The following is a 21,579-nucleotide window of genomic DNA, read 5'->3' as shown; positions in this document are numbered from 1 at the left end:
CAAGTGTTCAACTTTACGTAGGATCGCGTTCTGGACATGTGTCCAGGTTTTGAGTGAAAAGGAAATTTATGTTTCGTCAGTGGTTAGCGTTAGTGATTATCGTGCTGGTCTATATCCCGGTGGCGATTGAAGCGACGGTGCTGCACGTGGCGGCGCCGACATTGAGCATGACGCTGGGCGCCAGCGGGAACGAGCTGCTGTGGATTATTGATATTTACTCGCTGGTGATGGCGGGAATGGTATTGCCGATGGGGGCGCTGGGCGATCGCATTGGCTTTAAGCGCCTGCTGATGATCGGCAGCACCTTATTTGGCCTGTCGTCGCTGGCAGCAGCGTTTGCGCCGTCTGCAGGCTGGCTGATTGCCGCACGCGCCTCGCTGGCGATCGGTGCGGCGATGATCATTCCGGCAACGCTTGCGGGTATCCGCACGCTGTTCGTTGACGCGCGTGACCGTAACATCGCGCTCGGCGTCTGGGCGGCTGTAGGGTCCGGCGGCGCAGCCTTCGGCCCGCTGATTGGCGGCATGCTGCTTGAGCACTTCTACTGGGGCTCGGTATTTTTGATCAACGTGCCTATCGTGCTGGTGGTGGTTTCACTTGCCGCGCGCTTTGTGCCCGCCCAGCGAGGGCGACCGGAACAGCCGCTAAACATCAGCCACGCGATCATGCTGATTGTGGCGATCCTGCTTCTGGTGTACACCGCCAAAACGGCGCTGAAAGGGACGCTGTCTCCGTGGATAGTGGCCTGTACGCTGCTCGTCGGGGCGACAATGCTGTTTATCTTCGTTCGCATTCAGCTGCGCGCCCGCGTGCCGATGATCGACATGCGCCTGTTCTGCCACCGCATCATTTTAAGCGGCGTGGTGATGGCGATGACGGCGATGATAGCGCTGGTGGGCTTTGAGCTGCTGATGGCACAGGAGCTGCAGTTTGTGCACGGCTTCACGCCGTTTGAAGCTGGGATGTTTATGCTGCCGCTGATGGTCGCCAGCGGGTTCAGCGGGCCGATCGCCGGCGTGCTGGTCGGTCGGCTCGGGCTGCGTCTGGTGGCGGCGGGCGGGATGGGGCTGAGCGCGGTGAGCTTTATTGGCCTGTCGATGCTGGATTTCAGCACCCAGCAGCTGCTGGCATCGGCCCTGATGGTGCTGCTCGGCTTTAGCGCGGCCAGCGCGCTGTTGGCGTCCACATCAGCCATTATGGCCGCCGCGCCGAAGGAAAAAGCGGCCGCCGCCGGGGCGATTGAAACCATGTCCTACGAGCTGGGCGCGGGGCTGGGGATCGCGATTTTCGGCCTGCTGTTGACCCGCAGCTTCTCGGCGTCAATCGAACTGCCGCAGGGGCTTAACGCGTCGCTGGTCGATAAAGCTTCGTCTTCCATTGGCGAAGCGGTGAAGGTGGCGCAGGATCTCGCGCCGTCGCTGGCGGAGTCGGTGATTGAGGCGGCGAAAGCGGCGTTTATCACCTCCCACAGCGTGGCGCTCGGCAGCGCGGGCGCGATGCTGCTTATGCTGTCCGTGGGGATCTGGTTTAGCCTGGCGAAGGTGCCGAAGCCGTAAAACACGCCCGGTTTGTCCCCTCTCCCTGTGGGAGAGGGTTAGGGTGAGGGCATCAGGACGCAGAAAAGGTTAGATTTCCTGCGCCGCAGCCAACACGCTGTGCAACAGCACGTTGGCCCCTTTCTCTGACCACTCCGGCAGGATCCTTTCCTCTTCGTTATGGCTTATGCCCTTCACGCAGGGGATAAAGATCATGCTGGCCGGCGCGATTTTGCTGACGTAGCAGGTGTCATGCCCGGCACCGGAAACCATCGGCTTCGACGAATAGCCCAGGTCCGCAACGGCTTTCTCGGTACGCGCCAGACACTCCGCATTAAACGCAATTGGCGCATAGTCGAAGATGCGTTCGACGTGAGCGATAACGCCTCGGGCGCTGAGACTCTCCGCAGCCTCATGCAGCGCCGCCTCCATCGCGTCGAGCGCGCTCTGCTCAGGATGACGAAACTCCACGCTGCACACCACGCGGGACGGCACCACGTTGCGCGAATTCGGCGTGATCTCCGCCATGCCGATCGTCGCGCGTCCGTCCGGTGCGTGTTGATAGCCCGTCTCTTCCACCTTCAGCGCAAGCTCGGCAAACGCGGTTAGCGCATCGCGACGGCTGTGCATGGGCGTGGTCCCCGCGTGCGCAGCAAAACCCTCCAGCGTAATCGTAAACCAGCGCTGCCCCATTGCCGCCCGCACCAGTCCGATATCAATGGCTTCATCTTCCAGAATCGGCCCTTGCTCAATGTGCAGCTCGTAACAGGCGTGGACCGGAAACGCGCGGGCAGGCTGTTCGCCCCGGTAGCCGATGGCTTCCAGCGCGTCGCGAACCGTGACTCGCCTGTTGTCCATGCGGGCGTAAGCAAACTCTTCGGTAAGCTGACCCGCCCAGACGCCCGAAGCGAGCATCGCCGGCGCAAAGCGCGCGCCTTCTTCGTTGGTCCAGTTCACCAGCACGATATCGCGTTCGGTTTCAACGCGGTTATCATTGAGCGTGCGCAGCAGCTCAAGCCCCGCCAGCACGCCGTAAATGCCGTCGTAATTGCCGCCGAGCGGCTGGGAGTCGACGTGCGAGCCGGTCATGACCGGGGCAAGATCGGGATTATTCCCCGCGCGGCGGATAAACATATTGCCCATGCTGTCGACGTCGCAGGTAAAACCCGCCTCCAGCGCCCAGTCGCGCAGCAGGTTGCGCGCGATGCGATCCTCCTCGCTTAGCGCCAGGCGGGTAACGCCCCCGGCGGGCGTGCCGCCGATCTGCGCCATCATCGCAAGCGTCGACCACAGTCGTTCTGCGTTTACGCGGATCATGCCGTGTCCTTTTTGCTGCGGTAGCGGAAGTCGCAGCAGGCGCCGCCCTGCATGATGGTGGTGGTGCGGGTTAGCTCGACGTCCGGCGCGTAGCCGACGATGAACTTCTCATCGCGCGCGCACGACAGCAGATGGCCGATCTCGCCCAGACCCATCTCGTGATACATCTCCGCGTAGCGGCAGCGGGTCACGTTGTAGTTGTACTGCCGATCGTCGGCATCGATCACCTTCACGTCCAGGGCGTTATCTTTCTCCCAAAGGTACTGAAGGGCGATAAAGCTCTTTACGTCTGCTCCGTCAGGCTCTTTGCTGGCAAAGGCTTTGCCCGCGTCAATGGCGGCCTGCTCAATGGCCTCGCCGATGACCGCCTGGGCGCGGGCTTTCCCTATCTCGCGCACCAGGATTTCATAAATCGGCTTAATAATTTCCGCTTCAATTTTGCGGCGGGCGAGAATGCCCAGCTCGTTATTATCACTCATCACATTGCCTCGCTGCGGTTACTTCGCTTTCGCGCCGCCCAGCACGGTCTGCGGCTGCCATTTGCCGTCGACAACCTTATAGACGGTGAACGACGGCGATTTGAGGTTGCCTTCTTTATCAAACGCGATCTGTCCGGTCACGCCTGAGTAGCTGATGGCGCGAAGGGCAGGCAGATACTCCGAGGGATCGACGGAGTCGGCTTTTTCCATGGCCGCGACCAGCACGCGAGTGGCGTCGTAGGCGAACGGCGCGTGTAGCTCAATATGCGTGTGGTAGCGCGACTGATACGCCTGCTCGAACGCTTTACCGCCCGGCATCTGGTCAACCGGCAGGCCTGGCTCAAGGGCGACAACGCCTTCACCTTCCTTCTGCGCCAGCTGAAGGAACGTCTGGCTGACAAACCCGCCTGCGCCCATCAGCGTGGCGTTCATGCCGAGCTGTTTAATGCGGCGCGCCAGCGGTGCGGCCTGGCTGTCCACGCCGCCGAAGAAGATCAGGTCGGCATTTTTGCTGCGAATGGCGGTCAGCACGGCGCTGAAGTCCACCGTTTTGTCGTCGACGTACTGACGGTCGACAATTTTCACGCCCTGAGCGTCCAGCGATTTGATAAATTCGTCCGCCAGCCCCTGGCCGAAGGCGGTACGGTCGTCAATTACCGCAATGCGTTTCGCTTTCAGGGTATTGACCGCGTACTGACCCGCAAACTGGCCGCCGTCATCGTCATGGCCCATCACGCGGAAGCTGGTGTCAAACCCCTGTTTGGTATAGGCATGACCGGTTGCCACCGGCGCAACCTGCGCGATGCCCGCATCGTGGTACACGCGCGCGGCCGGAATGCTGGTGCCGGTGTTCCAGTGGCCCACCACGCCCGCCACGCCGCTGTCTACCAGACGCTGCGCGACGGCAACGGCGGTGCGCGGGTCAGACTGATCGTCTTCTGACTGCAGTTTGAAGGTCACCGCTTTGCCGCCGATGGTCGGGTGCTGCTTGTTGATGTCGTCAATCGCCAGCTGCGCACCGTTTTCCAGATCTTTACCGATACGGGCAGACGGGCCCGTCAGCGGGCCGGCCAGACCGATAATCACGGTTTCGCTGTCGGCAGCCCATGCGGCCGAACTGGACAATCCGCTAAGCAGAAGTGCGGCGCTGAGCGCGCTGAGTTTTACTGTTTTCATTGTTATTCCCTGGTGTTGGTTGGTGTTGTTAAACGGGCATTTCGCCCAAATAAATCTGTGCAATCTTGTCGTCTTCGAGCATTGCCTTCGATGCGCCTTGATGAACGATGCTGCCGCTGTCCATCACCCACGCGTTATCGGTCACTTCCAGCGCCAGTCGGGCGTTTTGCTCGATGAGCAGCAGGGCGACGCCGCGCTCGCGCAGCCCGGCGATAACGGCAAAAATGTTCTCGACCATCTTCGGGGCAAGGCCCATCGAAGGCTCGTCGAGGATCAGCAGGCGCGGGCGGCTGAGCAGGGCGCGGTTGAGCGCCAGGAGCTGTTGCTCGCCGCCGGAAAGCAGCCCGGCAAGCTGATGCTGGCGCTCTCCCAGGCGCGGGAAGCGCTCGAAAATGGCATTCATCTCGCGCTTAACGGTGACAGCGTCACGCCTGAGCCATGCCCCCATCTGCAGGTTTTCCAGCACCGTCATGCGGGCGAAGATGCCGCGACCTTCGGGAACCATTACCAGCCCGTCGCGCAGCAGCGCCTCTGACCTGTGCTTGCGCACGTTTTTGCCGTTGAATGCAATCGTGCCGCTAAAGCTTTCGAGCCCGGTAATGGCGCGCACGGTGGAGCTTTTGCCCGCGCCGTTAGCGCCGATCAGCGTGGCCTGTTCCCCTTCGTGCAGGGTGAAGGAGACGTCGCGGACCGCCTGAATGCCGCCGTAATGCACGTCCAGACGTTCAACTTTCAGTAATTCAGACATGGGCATTGCCTCCTAGCCAGGCGGCGATGACCGCCGGATCGCGGCGCACGGTCTCCGGCGTGCCGCTGGCGAGCGTTTTGCCGTAATCAAGCACCGTCAGGCGATCGCAAATGCCCATCACCAGCTTAACGTCGTGCTCAATCATCAGCAGGGTTTTGCCGTCATCGCGGATGCGGGTAAGCAGCTCGCCAAGCGCGACTTTCTCCACGGCGTTCATTCCGGCGGCGGGCTCGTCCAGCGCCAGCAGGAGCGGATCGGTCGCCAGCGCGCGGGCGATTTCGAGACGGCGCTGATGTCCGTAGGCCAGGTCGCAGGCGCGGTAGTGGGCGAATTTGGCAATGCCGGTGTATTCAAGCCAGTGCCACGCCAGCTCGCGCGTCTCGGCTTCTTCTTCGCGGGCGCGCCCGTGGCGGCTAAGCGCTGCCCACAGGCCGTTGCGGGTGCGCACGTGGCGGCCCACCATCACGTTTTCCAGCACGGACATTTCGTTAAAGAGGCGCACGTTCTGGAAGGTTCGCGCAATCCCGGCGGCGGTGACTTTTTCAATCTGTTTCGGGTAATAGGGCCTGTCGGCAATCGAAAACTCACCGCTGTCCGCCGGATACAGCCCGGTGATCAGGTTAAAGCAGGTGGTTTTGCCCGCGCCGTTGGGGCCGATCAGCCCGTAGATTTCACCTTTATTCACGGTGAGCGAAACGTCATCTACGGCGGTAAGCCCGCCGAAGCGCTTGGACATATTGCGTACGGTTAGCAGGCTCATGCCTTCACCTCCTTGTGGCGTACCGGCCAGATGCCTGACGGACGAACCAGCATGACCAGCACCAGCGCCAGGCCGTAGAACAGCTGGCGTAAGATTTCCGGATCGACCAGCACCGTGCCGAACAGCGCCTGCTGAACGGGCGCGGCCTGGCTGCGCAGCAGCTCCGGCAGGGCCGTGAGAAGCACCGCGCCGAGGATCACGCCCGGAATGTGCCCCATACCGCCCAGCACCACCATCGCCAGCACGGCAATAGATTCCTGCAGCGTAAACGACTCGGGTGAGACAAAGCCCTGGAATGCGCCAAACAGCGCGCCCGCCACGCCGCCGAAAGAGGCGCCCATCGCGAAGGCCAGCAGCTTGTAGTTACGTACGTTGATGCCCATTGCGCGGGCGACGTCTTCATCTTCGCGAATGGCGTGCCACGCGCGACCAATGCGCGAATGCTGCAGGCGCAGGCAAACGAAAATAATGGCTACGATGAACAGCATCAGCAGGTAATACCACAGCCACAGGGCGGGCACCTTAAAGCCGAACCAATGGTAGACGCCGCTGAACTTGAGGCCGAACAGGTTCAGCGTATCCACCCCGGTAATGCCTTTTGCGCCGTTAGTAATGTTTACCGGACGATCGAGGTTGCGCATCAGGATGCGGATGATCTCGCCAAAGCCCAGCGTCACGATGGCCAGATAATCTCCCCGCAGCTTCAGCGTCGGCGCGCCGAGTAAAATGCCGCAGGCCGCTGCAGCCAGCGCCGCTATGGGTATAATCAGCAGCCAGGACGTGTGCAGCCCGTCAGGGAACCAGGCGGCAAGGATCGGGAACGTTTCAAGCAGGTGCGGCGAGGCAAGCAGAGCCGCCAGGTAAGCCCCGACCGCGTAAAAGGCGATAAAGCCCATGTCCAGCAGGCCGGTGTAGCCGACCACAATATTTAGCCCTAGCGCCAGCATAATGTAGAGCAGGGCGAAGTCGATCACGCGCACCCAGTAGTTGCCGCCGAGCTGCGTCGCGACGACGGGGGCAATCAGCAGGGCGAGGCAGAACAAGGTCATGCCTGACCAAAATTTACGCGTCGTCGCCGGAGTCTGTAGTTGAAGGGTCGTCATCGTTTTATGCCCTCTGCGCGACGCGCTCGCCCAGCAGGCCCGCCGGACGGAAAACCAACACCAGAATCAGCACCATAAACGCAAACACGTCCTGATAGTTGCTGCCGAACACGCCGTGAGTCAGTTCACCGAGGTATCCGGCGCCCAGCGCTTCAATAATGCCGAGCAGGATCCCGCCGATCATCGCGCCGCGAATGTTGCCAATCCCGCCCAGCACGGCGGCGGTGAAGGCTTTAATGCCGGGTAAAAAGCCCATGGAGAAACTGGCGTTGCCGTAGTTGCTTGCCATCATTACGCCTGCCAGCGCCGCAAAAACGCCGCCAATAGCAAAGGTCAGGGTAATAATGGCGTTCGGATTCACGCCCATCAGCGTGGCGACGCGCGGATTTTCCGCCACGGCGCGCATGCCGCGCCCGAGTCGGGTGTACTCCACCAGCAGCCAGAGTCCGGTCATCACGATGAGCGCCAGCGCGACGGTGACGATACCGGTGACGGTGACAATGGCGGGCGGATGTTCAGCGCTACCGGACGTCACGGCAATCGGCTCCATGGGAAGGATCTGCGGGAACATCAGAGGGTTGCGAGTCCAGATGACCATCGCCACGGTCTGGAGCAGAACGGAGATGCCAATGCCGGAAATCAGCGGCGCCAGGCGTGGCGCATTGCGCAGGCGGCGATAGGCAAAACGCTCCACCGCCATGGCCAGCAGCGCGCAGACGATCGTCGCCACCAGAAGCGCACAGCCCAGCTGTGCCAGTAGCGGCATATGCGGAAAAGTGCCGTTCAGGGCGTTGACGGCCGAGAGCGTGGTTAGCGCACCCACCATCAGAATATCGCCGTGAGCAAAGTTAATAATGCGCAAAATGCCATACACCATGGTGTAGCCCAGCGCGATCAGCGCGTAGATGCTGCCCAGCATCACGCCGTTGATCAATTGTTGTATGAGTGTATCCAACGTTCGTACCCGCAAATGACTTTTTCAGCGGCTACCATCCAATAAATGAATAAAATTGTAAAATACACATATATTATTTCTTATGATAAACCGGTATTGCATTATCTTTATGATTTATATGAAGATGATTCGGAGCGGTTTGAGAGCCAAAAGCCTAAAGAAATCAATATATGAATAAAACAGAACAATCAGAGGGTGCTGCAGCTTACGCAGAAAGTCGCCTGGCGAACGATCCGCCGCTGAGGGCAGTCCGCGCCTTTGAGGCCATTGCCCGGCTTGGCAGCGTGACGCTGGCGGCGCAGGAGCTGGATATTTCGCCGTCCGCCGTGAGCCATCAGCTCAAGGTGCTGGAAGGGTATCTGCAAATGCCGCTGACGGAACGCCAGGGGCGCAGGCTGGCGCTGAGCCAGCACGGGCGGGATTACTATCGTTCTATCCGCGCCGCGTTCAACGTGCTGCGCCAGGCAACGGAACACCTCGTGGAGCAGGCGCAAACGCGGCAGGTGACGATAAGCCTGATCCCGCTCTTTGGCATGGGGTGGTTTATTCCTCGCCTGCCTGCCTTCATGCGCGCCAATCCGCAGACGGAAATTAACGTGGTCTACGCCAACCACCGCAACTACCTGAGCGATGCCTCGGATATGTCCATTCGCTTTGGAAACGGGCAGTGGGCAGGCTATCAGAGTGAAAAGCTGATTTCCGGGCAGATGGTGCCGGTGTGCAGCCGGGCATTTTTACGCATCCACGGGCATATCGACACGCCGGAGCAGCTGCTGCAAATGCCGCTGCTGCACGACGAGGAGCGTTCAACCTGGCAGCAATGGTTTACCCGGCAGGGGGTGAAGCGTCCGGCGCGGCGCAGCGGCCCCATGTTTGAAGATGGGCTGCTGACGCTGGCGGGAGTTCAGGCGGGTTTAGGCTGCGCCCTGATGCGCGAGCCGCTGATTGCGCCGTACCTGGAGAGCGGGGAGCTGGTGAAAATCTTCGATTTACCCATAGATGACGGGCGCGATTACTACCTTTGCGTGCGCTCGGATTCGGATATGACGGAGGATGGGAAGCTGCTGCAGAACTGGCTACGACGGGCGGCCGGCAGCGAGCAGCCGCAGCGCGCGTAAGGCAAAAAAAAGCCAGCTTATTCAGCTGGCTTTTGCACGGGCAAATCTTAGAACTGGTAGGTCAGACCCAGTGCCACGATGTTGTCGGTGCCGATGCCTGCCTGACGGGTAAACTTGTTATCGTCGAGCAGGTTGATTTTGTAATCCACGTAGGTGGACATGTTTTTGTTAAAATAGTAGGTCGTGCCGACGTCTACGTATTTAACCAGATCCTGGTCACCGAAGTTCTCGATGTCTTTGCCTTTAGACTGCAGATAGGCGATGGAAGGGCGCAGACCGAAGTCGAACTGGTACTGAGCAACCACCTCGAAGTTCTGCGCTTTGTTTGCAAAACCGTAGATGTCTGAGCGGTCGCCGTTAGAGGTACCGAAGCGGGTTGCATTGTAGGTCTGAGAATACTGCGCCGCGAGGTACACGTTGTTCGCGTCGTATTTTACGCCGCCGCTGTACACTTCGGCGCGATCGCCTTCACCGTAAACGCCGGCAGCATTCTGGTCAGCGGTACGACGGGAAGAGGACATTGCACCACCCACGCTGAAGCCTTCACCCAGATCGTAGGTCAGGGAAGCGCCGTAGCCGTCGCCGTTCTGGTTCAGCAGGCTGCGACCGTTGGTGTTTTCGCCGCTCACGCTGCCGTTTTTGCCCTGGTACTGCAGAGCGAAGTTCAGGCCGTCAACCAGACCGAAGAAGTCCTGGTTACGGTAGGTTGCAACGCCGTTCGCACGAGACTGCAGGAAGTTGTCTGCACCGTAAGTGTCGCCGCCGAATTCTGGCAGAACGTCGGTCCAGGAGGTCACGTCGTAAATTACGCCGTAGTTACGACCGTAATCAAATGAGCCTGCTTCCGCAAACTTCAGACCGGCAAACGCCACACGAGTCCAGGACTGGTTGTCGCTTTCGTCTTTGTTGCCCTGAATCTGGTATTCCCACTGGCCGTAGCCGGACAGCTGGTCGTTAACCTGGGTCTCGCCCTTGAAGCCGATACGCATGTAGGTTTTATCGCCATCAGCGCCAGCATCGTCAGAGAAATAGTGCAGACCTGTTACTTTCCCGTACAGATCCAGTTTGTTACCGTCTTTGTTATAAATCTCAGCTGCGTTTACAACGCCTGCTGCCAGCATGGAAGTGACCGCCACTGCAACTAATTTAAGTTTCATCTTAAATAATCCTTATAATTTTCTTTAGGTATTTCCTGAGCCATTTTTAAACGAATGCTAAACGAGGCTGCTCGTCAATGGCATGCTATTTTTAAGAATGTTGTAGCTCTCTTTCAATAATAAGTTTCAAATTATTAGCGATAATTTCAATTAGTGTGATCGCGATCGGAAAAATTGCCGTAAAAGGGAAAGGGTGGATTAGATTTTACTCAAATAACGATTATTTACGCGTCAATACCGTTGTGGTGAATATAGTTTTCAGCAGGTGCTATTTCCCGTCGGGACTATTGGGGATTTTAGTTTTCAATGCGATGCTGGAATATAAATACTTCATGATAAACAGGTGCTTGAGTTTATTGCTGTGCAAAATGGCATCGCTTTTTTTGAAACATCCAGAAACACACTATTGCATTTAATGCTATATACGACGTGAGTATATGCCGTGAATTAATAACTAAGGGGTGTCAGTTTGTGTCAATTAATGAAAAGGCGCTTACGGTTGGAGGTTAATATAAACAGAAGCTAAACGCGTTTGCTAACATTCTGATGAATATTTTGACGGGCGATCACATTTTAAATTTATGTTAATTATGTTGCCGGATTGAAATTAATCCGGCAACGGACATAAGAATTATTTTCGGGTGGCGTACCAGCACAGCAGGGAGCCGGCGCATACCATTAGCGCGCCTTGCCAGAAGGCAAACGACAGCGGCGAACTAAGCAATACGGCAGCCAGCGCGGCGGATAATACGGGCGTGAAATAGGAGACCGCAGCCAGTACGGTAACGTTGCCGTGGAGAATGCCGACATTCCATGACGCATAGCCAAATCCGAGCGCAACGCCGCACATTAAAAGCTTCACGACCACCGGGACACTGAACACCATTTCCGGCTGAGCGCTGAGGGCGTATTTCACCCACAGGCTAAGGGCGGTAAGCAATACGAAGAGCGTGATGCCGTTTTGCCCTCTGGCAAATTTGCTCGTCACGGTGCAGTAGGCCGCCCAGATAAAGGCTCCGGCAAAGGCCAGGGCATAGCTCAGCGGGCTGGAGACGACGTTGCGGACGATTTCATCAACGTGCAGCCCATTTTCGCCGCCTAATACCCAACAAACTCCCAGCAGAGAAATCGCTAATCCCGGTATGACCCACAGATTGGATCGTTGTCCGTTAAACAAAATCGCAAATACAATCGTCAGGCTCGGCCAGAGATAATTCACCATGCCCACTTCAATGGCCTGCGAGCGCGTGGCGGCATAGCCCAGGGAGAGCGCCAGACAAATTTCGTAACTGACAAACAGCACGCTGCCCGCAATAAGGTAGCGTGGCGAAAATTTACGAAGATCGGGAAATCCTACCGTCACCAGACACAGCAATCCGCTGACGGTGTATATCATCGCTGCACCGCCAACCGGCCCAAGCCCCTCGCTCACGCTGCGAATCAGGCCCACCATCGTGCTCCATAACAGGATTGCCGCCAGTCCAATGAGCGTTGCTCTTTTTCTGTCCATTACCTTGCCATTGCCATAAAAATCAAAGGAAAAATTTATAGCATTAATTCCGTTGCTGCTGCGAATAATTCTGTTAGTCCGCTAATCATAAAGAGGTAGCTAAATTCAGCGGGGGTGACTATTAAGGGGGCGAAAAAAGATGACCTTGATTTGACGCAAAAAAATCAGGGACTTTGATGTTAGTTTGCGGCCCGAAGTCTTAGCGCCTATCCCATTAGGCTATTTCATTCGCCATTTTGGCAGCGGGCAGTGCTCGAAATCCTCACGTACTACGTGTACGCTCCGGTTTCTGCGCGCTGTCCGCTACCAAACTGGCTTCAACAATTACGCCTACTGGGATAGGCTCTTATTCGAAAACGAGGACAACAATGGACGTCAGCCGCAGACAATTTTTTAAAATCTGCGCGGGCGGTATGGCCGGAACCACGGCAGCCATGCTGGGATTTGCTCCCAAAATGGCGCTGGCTCAGGCGCGCAACTTCAAGCTGCTGCGCGCCAAAGAGATCCGTAACACCTGCACATACTGCTCCGTAGGTTGTGGGCTTTTAATGTATAGCCTGGGCGATGGCGCGAAGAACGCCAAAGAAGCGATTTACCATATTGAAGGGGACCCGGATCATCCGGTGAGCCGCGGCGCGCTTTGCCCGAAAGGGGCGGGCCTGCTGGACTACGTCCACAGTGAAAACCGCCTGCGCTACCCGGAATACCGCGCGCCGGGTTCCGATAAGTGGCAGCGTATCTCCTGGGATGACGCCTTCTCCCGAATCGCCAAATTAATGAAAGCCGACCGCGACGCCAACTTTATTGAAAAGAACGAGCAGGGCGTAACGGTTAACCGCTGGCTTTCCACCGGGATGCTGTGTGCATCAGCGGCAAGTAATGAAACCGGCATGCTGACGCAAAAATTTGTGCGCTCCCTCGGCATGCTGGCGGTAGACAACCAGGCGCGCGTTTGACACGGACCAACGGTAGCAAGTCTTGCTCCAACATTTGGTCGCGGTGCGATGACCAACCACTGGGTTGATATTAAAAACGCTAACGTCGTGGTGGTGATGGGCGGTAACGCCGCTGAAGCACACCCTGTCGGCTTCCGCTGGGCGATGGAAGCAAAAAATAACAACGATGCGACGGTTATCGTCGTCGATCCGCGCTTTACGCGTACGGCATCGGTGGCCGATATCTATGCGCCAATCCGCTCCGGTACGGACATTACGTTCCTGTCCGGCGTGCTGTTGTACTTGATCGAAAACAACAAAATTAACGCGGAATACGTTAAGCACTACACCAACGCGAACCTGCTGGTGCGGGATGATTTTACCTTCGATGACGGGCTGTTTAGCGGCTATGACGCTGAAAAACGCCAGTACGACAAGTCTTCCTGGAACTATCAGTTCGATGAAAACGGCCACGCGATGCGTGACGAAACGCTGACGCACCCGCGCTGCGTGTGGAACCTGCTGAAAGAGCACGTATCCCGCTATACGCCTGACGTGGTGGAGAACATCTGCGGCACGCCGAAGGCCGACTTCCTGAAGGTGTGTGAAGTGCTGGCCTCAACCAGTGCCGCAAACAGAACCACGACGTTCCTGTACGCGCTGGGCTGGACGCAGCATACCGTCGGCGCGCAGAACATCCGCACCATGGCGATGATCCAGCTGCTGCTCGGCAACATGGGGATGGCGGGCGGCGGCGTGAACGCGCTGCGCGGTCACTCCAACATTCAGGGTCTTACCGACCTCGGCCTGCTGTCGACCAGCCTGCCGGGCTACCTGACGCTGCCGTCTGAGAAACAGGCCGATCTGCAAACCTATCTGGCGGCGAATACGCCAAAAGCGACGCTGCCGGATCAGGTGAACTACTGGAGCAACTATCCGAAGTTCTACGTCAGCCTGATGAAATCTTTCTACGGCGACGCGGCGCAGAAGGAGAACGACTGGGGCTTTGAGTGGCTGCCGAAGTGGGATCAGGCCTACGACGTCATCAAGTATTTCAACATGATGGATAAGGGCAACGTCACGGGCTATATCTGCCAGGGCTTCAACCCGGTTGCCTCCTTCCCGGACAAAAACAAAGTCGTTCGTAGCCTGAGCAAGCTGAAGTATATGGTGGTTATCGATCCGCTGGTGACCGAAACCTCTACCTTCTGGCAGAACCACGGCGAATCGAACGATGTCGATCCGGCGTCGATTCAGACCGAAGTGTTCCGCCTGCCGTCCACCTGCTTTGCGGAAGAGGACGGGTCTATTGCTAACTCCGGCCGTTGGCTGCAGTGGCACTGGAAAGGCCAGGACGCACCGGGCGAGGCGCGTAACGACGGCGAGATCCTCGCCGGGATATACCATCGCCTGCGGGAAATGTACCGTACCGAAGGCGGCAAGGGCGCGGAGCCGCTGCTGAAGATGGGCTGGGACTACAAGCAGCCGGACCATCCTGAGTCTGAAGAGGTGGCGAAAGAGAACAACGGCGTGGCGCTGGCGGATCTTTATGACGCTAACGGCAACCTGGTGGCGAAAAAAGGCCAGCTGCTGAACAGCTTCGCGCTGCTGCGCGACGACGGCACCACGGCGTCGTCCTGCTGGATCTACACCGGCAGCTGGACGGAGCAGGGCAACCAGATGGCCAACCGCGATAACGCTGACCCGTCCGGGCTCGGCAATACGCTGGGCTGGGCATGGGCGTGGCCGCTGAACCGCCGTGTGTTGTACAACCGCGCCTCGGCAGATATCAACGGCAAGCCGTGGGATCCGAAGCGCATGCTGATCCAGTGGAACGGGGCGAAGTGGACAGGTAACGACATCCCGGACTACAACACCGCTGCGCCGGGCAGCAACACCGGGCCGTTCATCATGCAGCCGGAAGGTCTGGGCCGTCTGTTTGCCCTCGACAAGCTGGCGGAAGGGCCGTTCCCGGAACACTACGAGCCGATGGAAACGCCGCTGGGGACTAACCCGCTGCACCCGAACGTGGTTTCAAGCCCGGTGGTGCGAATCTACGAAGAGGATGTGCTGCGCCTGGGCAAAAAGGACAAGTTCCCGTACGTGGGAACGACCTATCGCCTGACCGAGCATTTCCACACCTGGACCAAGCACGCGCGGCTTAACGCCATCGCGCAGCCGGAACAGTTTGTAGAGATCAGCGAAACGCTGGCGAAGGCGAAGGGCATTGCTAACGGCGACCGCGTGACGGTAAGCAGCAAGCGCGGCTTTATACGCGCCGTTGCCGTGGTCACCCGCCGTCTGCAGTCGCTAAACGTGCACGGCCAGCAGGTGGAAACCGTCGGTATTCCGCTGCACTGGGGCTTCGAGGGCGTGGCGCAGAAAGGCTACATCGCCAACACCCTGACGCCAAACGTCGGCGATTCCAACTCGCAAACGCCGGAGTACAAAGCGTTTCTGGTCAACATCGAGAAAGCGTAAGGAGCGATTAAATGGCGATGGAAACACAAGACATTATCAAACGCTCCGCGACCAACCCGATAACGCCCGCGCCTCGCGCGCGGGATTATAAGGCAGAGGTCGCCAAGCTTATCGACGTCTCCTCCTGCGTGGGCTGTAAAGCCTGCCAGGTGGCCTGCTCGGAGTGGAACGATATCCGCGACGAGGTGGGGCACTGCGTCGGGGTCTACGACAACCCGGCGGACCTGAGCGCCAAGTCCTGGACGGTGATGCGCTTTAGCGAAACCGACCAGAACGGCAGGCTGGAGTGGCTGATCCGCAAAGACGGCTGTATGCACTGTGAAGATCCGGGCTGCCTGAAGGCGTGCCCGTCTGCCGGTGCGATTATTCAGTACGCCAACGGGATCGTCGACTTCCAGCAGGACAACTGCATCGGCTGCGGATATTGCATCGCGGGCTGTCCGTTTAACATCCCGCGCCTCAATAAAGAGGATAACCGGGTCTATAAATGCACCCTGTGCGTGGACCGCGTCAGCGTGGGGCAGGAACCTGCCTGCGTGAAGACCTGTCCGACCGGGGCAATCCACTTCGGCACCAAGAAAGAGATGCTGGACGTGGCGCAGGAGCGGGTGGACAAGCTAAAAGCGCGCGGCTACGAGAATGCGGGCATTTACAACCCGCAGGGCGTGGGCGGTACGCACGTAATGTACGTATTGCACCATAACGACCAGCCGGAGCTTTACCACAATCTGCCGAAGGACCCGGCGATTGATACGTCAATTAACCTGTGGAAAGGGGCGCTTAAACCGCTCTCTGCGGCGGGCTTTATCGCCACCTTTGCCGGGCTGATTTATCACTACATCGGGATCGGGCCAAACAAAGAGGTGGATGACGACGAGGAGGAACACCATGAGTAAGTCGAAAATGATTGTGCGCACGAAATTTATCGACCGCGCCTGTCACTGGACGGTGGTGATCTGCTTCTTCCTGGTGGCGGTATCGGGGATTTCGTTCTTCTTCCCGACGCTGCAGTGGCTGACCGAAACCTTCGGGACACCGCAGATGGGGCGTATTCTGCACCCGTTCTTCGGCGTGCTGATCTTCGTGGTGCTGATGTTTATGTTCGTGCGCTTCGTGCATCACAACATCCCGGACAAGCAGGATATTCCGTGGGTGAAAGGGATCGTTGAAGTCCTGAAAGGGAACGAGCATAAGGTCGCGAAGGTGGGCAAGTACAATGCCGGACAGAAGATGATGTTCTGGACCATCATGAGCATGATCTTTGTCCTGCTGGTGACCGGGGTGATTATCTGGCGCCCCTATTTTGCGCACTACTTTCCGATTCAGGTGATTCGTTACGCGCTGCTGATCCACGCGACGTCCGCCATCATTCTGATCCACGCCATCCTGATCCATATGTATATGGCCTTCTGGGTGAAAGGATCGATTAAAGGGATGATTGAAGGGAAGGTGAGCCGCCGCTGGGCGCAAAAACACCATCCGCGCTGGTACCGTGACGTTGAACGTCTGGAAGCGAAAAAAGAGAGTACGGAAGGGATTAAGTAAGGTGAGTCCTGCGCCGTCGGCTTTGCCCGGCGGCGCTTCGCTTGCGCAGACAGGATAAATGCCTGACCGGCTGGCGTCATGTGTTAGTCAATAAACGATCGATTGCCGCGATAACGTCATGACGTGTGTTGCGTAAATTACAAACAAAGTCTTTAGGGTTAATTTTGCTGTTGTTAAGGTTCGTTATCATTGGCGAATAAATTAGAAACGTTTCAAAATCGATATTTACTCCAGGAGCCAGATGGCTCTGCCATAACGGTAACGTAGTGTGTTTCGCCAGCGGCACAATTACGCGCGTGGCAAGATCGTCATAACAATCATCCTGAATGAGCATATAGTAGGGAAGATTTTCCCGGGTAGCTGCCGATGTATTACGGTAAATATTAAATTGTCGCAGCATTAAAGCACCCTGAAAAAATCATCGTCAGTAATGGTTCCATGTTTTTCCACAAACTCATTCATTGTTCGAATAAATGAACGATCCGCTTCCGATGGCTGACGCGGGGCAACGACGTCTGACGCGGTGCGGCGCGGCGGTGCTGTTGGTTTGATACGTCGGGAGGGCGTGTGGTCTGCTGTGTGTTTCATCAATATCTCCTTTGTTGGTGCGGCCATTATCGACCGCAGCCAACAAAAAACAATACCCTTTGCTCTGGTAATATTAACTCTGCGAGCCGTCTTCCAGTAATCTTAGAATTTCTCATCTATATAGCGGAAAGGATATTTAGTCGGTTTCACTTTGCCAATTTTACGCTTCGGTAAATCCATCGCTTCTATATGCAGATCTTTATAAGGGATCTGCGAGAGCAGGTGTGAAATTATATTCAACCGTACCCGCTTCTTATCCTCAGAACGCGCGACAAACCACGGTGCCCAGGCCGTGTCGGTGGCTTTAAACATCGCGTCGCGGGCGGCGGTATATTCATCCCACATATTGAAGGATTTAACATCCATCGGTGAGAGCTTCCAGGTTTTGCGGCCATCGTTAATGCGATCCCGCAGCCTGCGCTCCTGCTCTTTTGGCGTAACCTCAAGCCAGTACTTCAGCAGAATGGTTCCCGCGTCAACCATGGCTTTTTCCATCACCGGCGTTCCGTCCAGAAATTTCTCCACCTGTTCCTCGGTGCAGAACCCCATCACCCGCTCAACGCCCGCGCGGTTATACCAGCTGCGGTCGAAGATGACGATTTCACCCGCAGAGGGCAGATGCGGCACGTAGCGCTGAAAGTAGAGCTGGCTTTTTTCCTTTTCGGTTGGCGCGGGCAGCGCGACAACGCGAAACACGCGGGGACTGACGCGCTCGGTAATGGCCTTGATGGTGCCGCCTTTTCCCGCGCCGTCGCGACCTTCAAAAACAATGCAGACCTTCAGCCCCTTGGCGACGACCCACTGCTGGAGCTTGACCAGCTCAACGTGCAGGCGGCGCAGCTCTTTTTCGTACTCTTTGTTCTTCAGGGCGGGTTTAACCACCTTATCGACGCTGGCTTTGCTCACGGTTTTTGTTTTGATTTTGTCCTGCTTTGCGTTTGCCATAATAACCCTCATCTCCGGATCGGGTGATGTGCTGAACGGACCTTACACGTTGAAGTGTAATTCTGACAGGCAGCCTTCGCGTGAATTTTTGACGTACGTTCCAGACAAGGCAGTTTCCCTTCTTGATGCATCGGGTTAGAATGTTGCGATATACTGTATAAATAACCAGGGTGTTGCAATGGCATTGATTCTTGAGGGTGAAAAAATAGGTCGCCACCGCTTTACCGGTGAAAAAATTGAAAACGCGGTCTTTCGCAACTGCGATTTTTCAGGCACGGATTTAACCAGCACGGAATTTATAGGCTGTCAGTTCTATGACCGTGAAAGCCAGAAGGGCGGCAACTTTAGCCGGGCGCAGCTTAAAGATGCCGTCTTCAAAAGCTGCGACTTATCCATGGCCGATTTCAGGCACGCCAGTGCGTTAGGGATCGAAATTCGTGAATGCAGGGCGCAGGGGGCGGATTTTCGCGGGGCCAGCTTTATGAACATGATCACCACGCGGACCTGGTTTTGCAGCGCTTACATTACAAAAAGCAACCTGAGCTACGCCAATTTTTCGAAGGTGGTGCTGGAAAAATGTGAGCTGTGGGAAAACCGCTGGAACGGCGCGCAGATCCTCGGTGCAACATTCAGCGGTTCAGATCTTTCCGGGGGCGAGTTCTCATCATTTGACTGGCGTGCGGCCAATTTTACCCACTGCGATCTTACCAACTCTGAACTGGGCGATTTGGACGTGCGTAGAGTCGATCTGCAGGGCGTCAAGCTGGACAGCTATCAGGCTGCACAGATGATGGAGCGCCTCGGTATCCTTGTGATGGGCTAGCCGTATTCACAACTCACTCCGAAATAATGGATTAACGTGTCAGACGGCTGATTTGAACTGGCTCACCATACAAGATTGTTCAATAATGCTTGCAGCAAACTTTTATCAAGTGGTTGTGGTATATGAAAAAGACGATTTTTTCGTTGGCACTTGGCACCTTTGGCCTTGGCATGGCTGAATTCGGCATTATGGGGGTGTTGACGGAGCTGGCGCACGATACCGGTATCTCGATCCCTTCCGCCGGGAATATGATCTCGTTTTACGCCTTCGGTGTGGTAATAGGCGCGCCGATCGTGGCGCTTTTTTCCAGTAAGTTCTCGTTGAAAACGACGCTGCTGTTTCTGGTCGCCATGTGCGCGGCTGGCAACGCCATTTTTACCTTTTCATCATCCTATTTCTGGCTTGCGGTGGGGCGGTTGATCTCCGGTTTCCCGCACGGGGCCATCTTTGGCGTTGGGGCGATTATCCTGTCGAAGATTGCGCCTCCGGGCAAAGTGACCGTCGCGGTCGCGGGGATGATCGCCGGCATGACGGTCGCCAATCTGGTGGGGGTTCCGCTGGGAACCTGGCTGGGGCACGAATTCAGCTGGCGCTACACGTTCTTCGTGATTGCCATTTTCGATACGCTGGTGATCCTCTCGGTGCTCATGTGGGTGCCAAAAATCCATGATAAATCTGAAACCAAACTGACCGAGCAGTTCCACTTCCTGAAAAAACCGGAACCCTGGCTAATCTTTGCCGCCACGATGTTTGGAAATGCCGGTGTGTTCGCGTGGTTCAGCTTCGTGAAGCCGTTTATGGTCAACGTCTCGGGCTTCTCCGAGGGGCTGATGACGATCATCATGATGCTGATGGGTCTGGGCATGGTGCTCGGGAATCTGTGCAGCGGCAAGCTATCCGGACGCTTAAGCCCGCTGCGTATTGCGGCGACCACCGATATGGCGATCGTGGCATCGCTGCTGCTGCTTTTCGCTTTTGGTGAACACAAAACGGCCTCGCTGGTGATGGGCTTCATCTGCTGTGCCGGGCTGTTCGCGCTCTCCGCGCCGCTGCAAATCCTGCTGCTGCAAAATGCAAAAGGGGGCGAGATGCTGGGCGCCGCAGGCGGGCAGATGGCCTTTAACCTGGGCAGCGCGATTGGCGCCTATTTTGGCGGGATGATGATTACGCTCGGCTTTAGCTGGAGCTACGTCACGCTGCCGGCTGCCATTTTGTCCTTCTCGGCCATGACCTCTCTCTTACTTTATGGCCATGTGATCGCCAAAAAACGTCAGGCCAACGCGCGCGCGCTGGCCTGATCCCGATCAGGAGAGCCAGGGTTCGCCCAGGGTCAACATCAGACGGTTGGCCCAGGCGAAGAACGCGGTAGACTGGACCAGATCCAGCTGTTCAAGCGTGCCCAGCGTCTCTTTTTCCAGTGCTGAAAGGTGCAGGGGAGTCACTGCAGGAGGCGTGACCGACAGCGCTGCCGCAAAGTTGATTTCCGCCTGCCAGCGTGCAGACTGACCCTTGCTCAGGGATTGCCCCGGACGCACCGCCAGCAGCGCCTCTATCGCATTGTCATCCTTCGACAGCTGGCTTGCCTTACGCGCATGGACAGATGCGCAGTAAATGCAGCCGTTGATTTTGCTGACGACCGTGGCCGCCAGCTCGCGTTCAGCGCGCGGCAGGCCCCCCGGCGTATAAAAAATCCCTTTATCCGTCAGCGTGCGCTGTTCAAGAACGGGCAGGTTGCGTGCGAGCAGGCGGAAATAATCGGAGTCGGTATGGCCAAATTTCGCCAGAATGGCGACCTCATCGTCGCGAAAATCTGCCAGCGGTTTGGCGGCCAGCCACGGCTCCCATCCCAGCTCCCGTTGGGTAAATGCCACCGGTGCCGCTTTGCCGGTTATCGTCGTGGGATTGGTGTGCCAGACGCCAGCCACGGCCTCGACATCGCTCGCGGCCACGGGTTTATCATTCAGCACGCGCAACCCGACGAGCAAACGGCTCTGGAAGCTGACAAAGGCGATCAGCTGTGCCAGGGTGACGATGCCTTCTTTGCTCCATCCCGCCTGTGTCAACGCGTGAAGCGCGCCCGGCGTCGCCTCAACCGGTGAAAAGGTGAGCAGGCGGGCGAAGCTGAGCGCCGGGGTTAGCCGCGCGGAAGTCGGGTCGCCCAGGCCAAAGCCGGCATAGTGTGCTGCCAGCGCCTCAACGTTATGCCATTTGGCGACTTTGGCCGCCACCGCGAAGCGTTCATCCAGCGCAAAGTCGCTCTCCTGCTGGCTGAATAAGGTTTCATAGCTGCCCTGGGCGTGACGGGTTGCAGCCTCACGCGTGGTGCGCGCCTCTGCTAGCGGCGTGCCTGGGACGATCTCCGCCAGCTCGGCAAGAATATCCTGACTTAATGCCATAGGTTTCT

At 57.3% G+C, this 21,579-nt stretch carries 20 protein-coding genes; 7 read left to right on the top strand and 13 right to left on the bottom strand.

Annotation, left to right across the window (positions count from 1 at the left end):
• Positions 1-68 precede the first annotated feature (68 nt).
• Positions 69-1,556, top strand: a complete 1,488-nt coding sequence (locus VPX56_RS12075) for an MFS transporter (RefSeq protein WP_326466519.1) — start codon at positions 69-71, stop codon at positions 1,554-1,556.
• Between the two features lie 69 nt (positions 1,557-1,625).
• Here VPX56_RS12075 and VPX56_RS12070 read toward each other — a convergent pair whose 3' ends face one another.
• The 7 genes from VPX56_RS12070 to VPX56_RS12040 are packed head-to-tail and all read right to left on the bottom strand — an operon-like array spanning position 1,626 to position 8,073.
• The gene (locus VPX56_RS12070; protein ID WP_131632557.1) at positions 1,626-2,852 is read right to left on the bottom strand and encodes a Zn-dependent hydrolase; all 1,227 of its coding nucleotides are present in this window, start codon (positions 2,850-2,852) and stop codon (positions 1,626-1,628) included.
• On the bottom strand, positions 2,849-3,331 hold the full coding sequence (locus VPX56_RS12065; RefSeq protein ID WP_131632558.1) for an L-2-amino-thiazoline-4-carboxylic acid hydrolase: 483 nt from the start codon (positions 3,329-3,331) through the stop codon (positions 2,849-2,851). Before VPX56_RS12065 ends, VPX56_RS12070 begins: the two co-directional genes overlap by 4 nt.
• 18 nt (positions 3,332-3,349) lie before the next feature.
• The gene (locus VPX56_RS12060) at positions 3,350-4,507 is read right to left on the bottom strand and encodes a branched-chain amino acid ABC transporter substrate-binding protein (RefSeq protein WP_326466514.1); all 1,158 of its coding nucleotides are present in this window, start codon (positions 4,505-4,507) and stop codon (positions 3,350-3,352) included.
• 28 nt (positions 4,508-4,535) lie between these two features.
• Positions 4,536-5,255 carry an ABC transporter ATP-binding protein gene (locus VPX56_RS12055; RefSeq protein ID WP_326466513.1) on the bottom strand — a complete coding sequence of 240 codons (720 nt, stop codon included), beginning with the start codon at positions 5,253-5,255 and terminating at the stop codon, positions 4,536-4,538.
• A complete protein-coding gene (locus VPX56_RS12050) occupies positions 5,248-6,015 on the bottom strand; it encodes an ABC transporter ATP-binding protein (protein ID WP_326466511.1) in 768 nt (255 codons plus the stop codon). Before VPX56_RS12050 ends, VPX56_RS12055 begins: the two co-directional genes overlap by 8 nt.
• Positions 6,012-7,118: a branched-chain amino acid ABC transporter permease gene (locus tag VPX56_RS12045; RefSeq protein WP_326466509.1), complete on the bottom strand. Its 1,107-nt coding sequence runs from the start codon at positions 7,116-7,118 to the stop codon at positions 6,012-6,014. Before VPX56_RS12045 ends, VPX56_RS12050 begins: the two co-directional genes overlap by 4 nt.
• Before the next feature lie 4 nt (positions 7,119-7,122).
• Positions 7,123-8,073 carry a branched-chain amino acid ABC transporter permease gene (locus tag VPX56_RS12040; RefSeq protein WP_131632563.1) on the bottom strand — a complete coding sequence of 317 codons (951 nt, stop codon included), beginning with the start codon at positions 8,071-8,073 and terminating at the stop codon, positions 7,123-7,125.
• 170 nt (positions 8,074-8,243) lie between these two features.
• Between VPX56_RS12040 and VPX56_RS12035 the strand changes: the two genes are divergently transcribed.
• Positions 8,244-9,191 (top strand): LysR substrate-binding domain-containing protein, encoded by a 948-nt coding sequence (locus VPX56_RS12035; protein WP_131632564.1) that lies wholly within the window; start codon positions 8,244-8,246, stop codon positions 9,189-9,191.
• Positions 9,192-9,238: 47 nt separating this feature from the next.
• On the opposite strand, the gene VPX56_RS12030 is transcribed toward VPX56_RS12035, so the two are convergent.
• Entirely contained in the window at positions 9,239-10,348 is a 1,110-nt protein-coding gene (locus VPX56_RS12030; RefSeq protein WP_131632565.1) for a porin OmpC, read from the bottom strand.
• Positions 10,349-10,979: 631 nt separating this feature from the next.
• Positions 10,980-11,858: an aromatic amino acid DMT transporter YddG gene (gene yddG / locus VPX56_RS12025; RefSeq protein WP_131632566.1), complete on the bottom strand. Its 879-nt coding sequence runs from the start codon at positions 11,856-11,858 to the stop codon at positions 10,980-10,982.
• 368 nt (positions 11,859-12,226) lie between these two features.
• On the opposite strand from yddG, the gene fdnG reads away from it, so the two are divergent.
• From fdnG to fdnI, 3 genes are read left to right on the top strand one after another with little or no spacing between them, the layout of a single operon-like run.
• Positions 12,227-15,274: a formate dehydrogenase-N subunit alpha gene (gene fdnG / locus VPX56_RS12020; RefSeq protein ID WP_326466505.1), complete on the top strand. Its 3,048-nt coding sequence runs from the start codon at positions 12,227-12,229 to the stop codon at positions 15,272-15,274.
• An 11-nt stretch (positions 15,275-15,285) separates the two neighbouring features.
• On the top strand, positions 15,286-16,170 hold the full coding sequence (fdxH, locus tag VPX56_RS12015) for a formate dehydrogenase subunit beta (RefSeq protein WP_326466503.1): 885 nt from the start codon (positions 15,286-15,288) through the stop codon (positions 16,168-16,170).
• Entirely contained in the window at positions 16,163-16,819 is a 657-nt protein-coding gene (gene fdnI / locus VPX56_RS12010; protein WP_326466501.1) for a formate dehydrogenase-N subunit gamma, read from the top strand. The genes fdxH and fdnI overlap by 8 nt, the downstream gene beginning before the upstream one ends.
• Positions 16,820-16,895: 76 nt before the next feature.
• Here the strand turns inward: fdnI and VPX56_RS12005 are convergent, their stop codons facing one another.
• From VPX56_RS12005 to ppk2, 3 genes are all read right to left on the bottom strand, one after another.
• Complete coding sequence (locus tag VPX56_RS12005) at positions 16,896-17,219, bottom strand: CcdB family protein (RefSeq protein WP_131632570.1); 324 nt, start codon at positions 17,217-17,219, stop codon at positions 16,896-16,898.
• Positions 17,219-17,407 (bottom strand): hypothetical protein, encoded by a 189-nt coding sequence (locus VPX56_RS12000; RefSeq protein ID WP_242673378.1) that lies wholly within the window; start codon positions 17,405-17,407, stop codon positions 17,219-17,221. Before VPX56_RS12000 ends, VPX56_RS12005 begins: the two co-directional genes overlap by 1 nt.
• 102 nt (positions 17,408-17,509) lie before the next feature.
• Positions 17,510-18,352 (bottom strand): polyphosphate kinase 2, encoded by an 843-nt coding sequence (ppk2, locus tag VPX56_RS11995; protein WP_242673379.1) that lies wholly within the window; start codon positions 18,350-18,352, stop codon positions 17,510-17,512.
• A gap of 178 nt (positions 18,353-18,530) precedes the next feature.
• Here ppk2 and VPX56_RS11990 point away from each other — a divergent pair, with 178 nt between their 5' ends.
• Together VPX56_RS11990 and araJ are read left to right on the top strand one after the other, a co-directional pair.
• A complete protein-coding gene (locus tag VPX56_RS11990; protein ID WP_326466493.1) occupies positions 18,531-19,175 on the top strand; it encodes a Qnr family pentapeptide repeat protein in 645 nt (214 codons plus the stop codon).
• Between the two features lie 122 nt (positions 19,176-19,297).
• Positions 19,298-20,473, top strand: a complete 1,176-nt coding sequence (gene araJ / locus VPX56_RS11985) for an MFS transporter AraJ (RefSeq protein ID WP_326466491.1) — start codon at positions 19,298-19,300, stop codon at positions 20,471-20,473.
• 6 nt (positions 20,474-20,479) lie between these two features.
• Here araJ and VPX56_RS11980 read toward each other — a convergent pair whose 3' ends face one another.
• Positions 20,480-21,571: an alkylhydroperoxidase domain protein gene (locus VPX56_RS11980; RefSeq protein WP_326466489.1), complete on the bottom strand. Its 1,092-nt coding sequence runs from the start codon at positions 21,569-21,571 to the stop codon at positions 20,480-20,482.
• Positions 21,572-21,579 lie beyond the last annotated feature (8 nt).

The sequence above is a fragment of the Enterobacter wuhouensis genome (assembly GCF_035835995.1).
GTDB lineage: Bacteria > Pseudomonadota > Gammaproteobacteria > Enterobacterales > Enterobacteriaceae > Enterobacter > Enterobacter wuhouensis.
Note: the sequence above shows the minus strand (reverse complement) of the source record. Positions and strands in the feature narration are given on the sequence as shown.

Bases quoted from the DNA above. Each gene is read 5' to 3' on its own strand.
- VPX56_RS12075 (WP_326466519.1), top strand. From the start codon at position 69: ATGTTTCGTCAGTGGTTAGCGTTAGTGATTATCGTGCTGGTCTATATC.
- VPX56_RS12070 (WP_131632557.1), bottom strand. From the start codon at position 2,852: ATGATCCGCGTAAACGCAGAACGACTGTGGTCGACGCTTGCGATGATG.
- VPX56_RS12065 (WP_131632558.1), bottom strand. From the start codon at position 3,331: ATGAGTGATAATAACGAGCTGGGCATTCTCGCCCGCCGCAAAATTGAA.
- VPX56_RS12060 (WP_326466514.1), bottom strand. From the start codon at position 4,507: ATGAAAACAGTAAAACTCAGCGCGCTCAGCGCCGCACTTCTGCTTAGC.
- VPX56_RS12055 (WP_326466513.1), bottom strand. From the start codon at position 5,255: ATGTCTGAATTACTGAAAGTTGAACGTCTGGACGTGCATTACGGCGGC.
- VPX56_RS12050 (WP_326466511.1), bottom strand. From the start codon at position 6,015: ATGAGCCTGCTAACCGTACGCAATATGTCCAAGCGCTTCGGCGGGCTT.
- VPX56_RS12045 (WP_326466509.1), bottom strand. From the start codon at position 7,118: ATGACGACCCTTCAACTACAGACTCCGGCGACGACGCGTAAATTTTGG.
- VPX56_RS12035 (WP_131632564.1), top strand. From the start codon at position 8,244: ATGAATAAAACAGAACAATCAGAGGGTGCTGCAGCTTACGCAGAAAGT.
- VPX56_RS12030 (WP_131632565.1), bottom strand. From the start codon at position 10,348: ATGAAACTTAAATTAGTTGCAGTGGCGGTCACTTCCATGCTGGCAGCA.
- yddG (WP_131632566.1), bottom strand. From the start codon at position 11,858: ATGGACAGAAAAAGAGCAACGCTCATTGGACTGGCGGCAATCCTGTTA.
- fdxH (WP_326466503.1), top strand. From the start codon at position 15,286: ATGGCGATGGAAACACAAGACATTATCAAACGCTCCGCGACCAACCCG.
- fdnI (WP_326466501.1), top strand. From the start codon at position 16,163: ATGAGTAAGTCGAAAATGATTGTGCGCACGAAATTTATCGACCGCGCC.
- VPX56_RS12005 (WP_131632570.1), bottom strand. From the start codon at position 17,219: ATGCTGCGACAATTTAATATTTACCGTAATACATCGGCAGCTACCCGG.
- VPX56_RS12000 (WP_242673378.1), bottom strand. From the start codon at position 17,407: ATGAAACACACAGCAGACCACACGCCCTCCCGACGTATCAAACCAACA.
- ppk2 (WP_242673379.1), bottom strand. From the start codon at position 18,352: ATGGCAAACGCAAAGCAGGACAAAATCAAAACAAAAACCGTGAGCAAA.
- VPX56_RS11990 (WP_326466493.1), top strand. From the start codon at position 18,531: ATGGCATTGATTCTTGAGGGTGAAAAAATAGGTCGCCACCGCTTTACC.
- araJ (WP_326466491.1), top strand. From the start codon at position 19,298: ATGAAAAAGACGATTTTTTCGTTGGCACTTGGCACCTTTGGCCTTGGC.
- VPX56_RS11980 (WP_326466489.1), bottom strand. From the start codon at position 21,571: ATGGCATTAAGTCAGGATATTCTTGCCGAGCTGGCGGAGATCGTCCCA.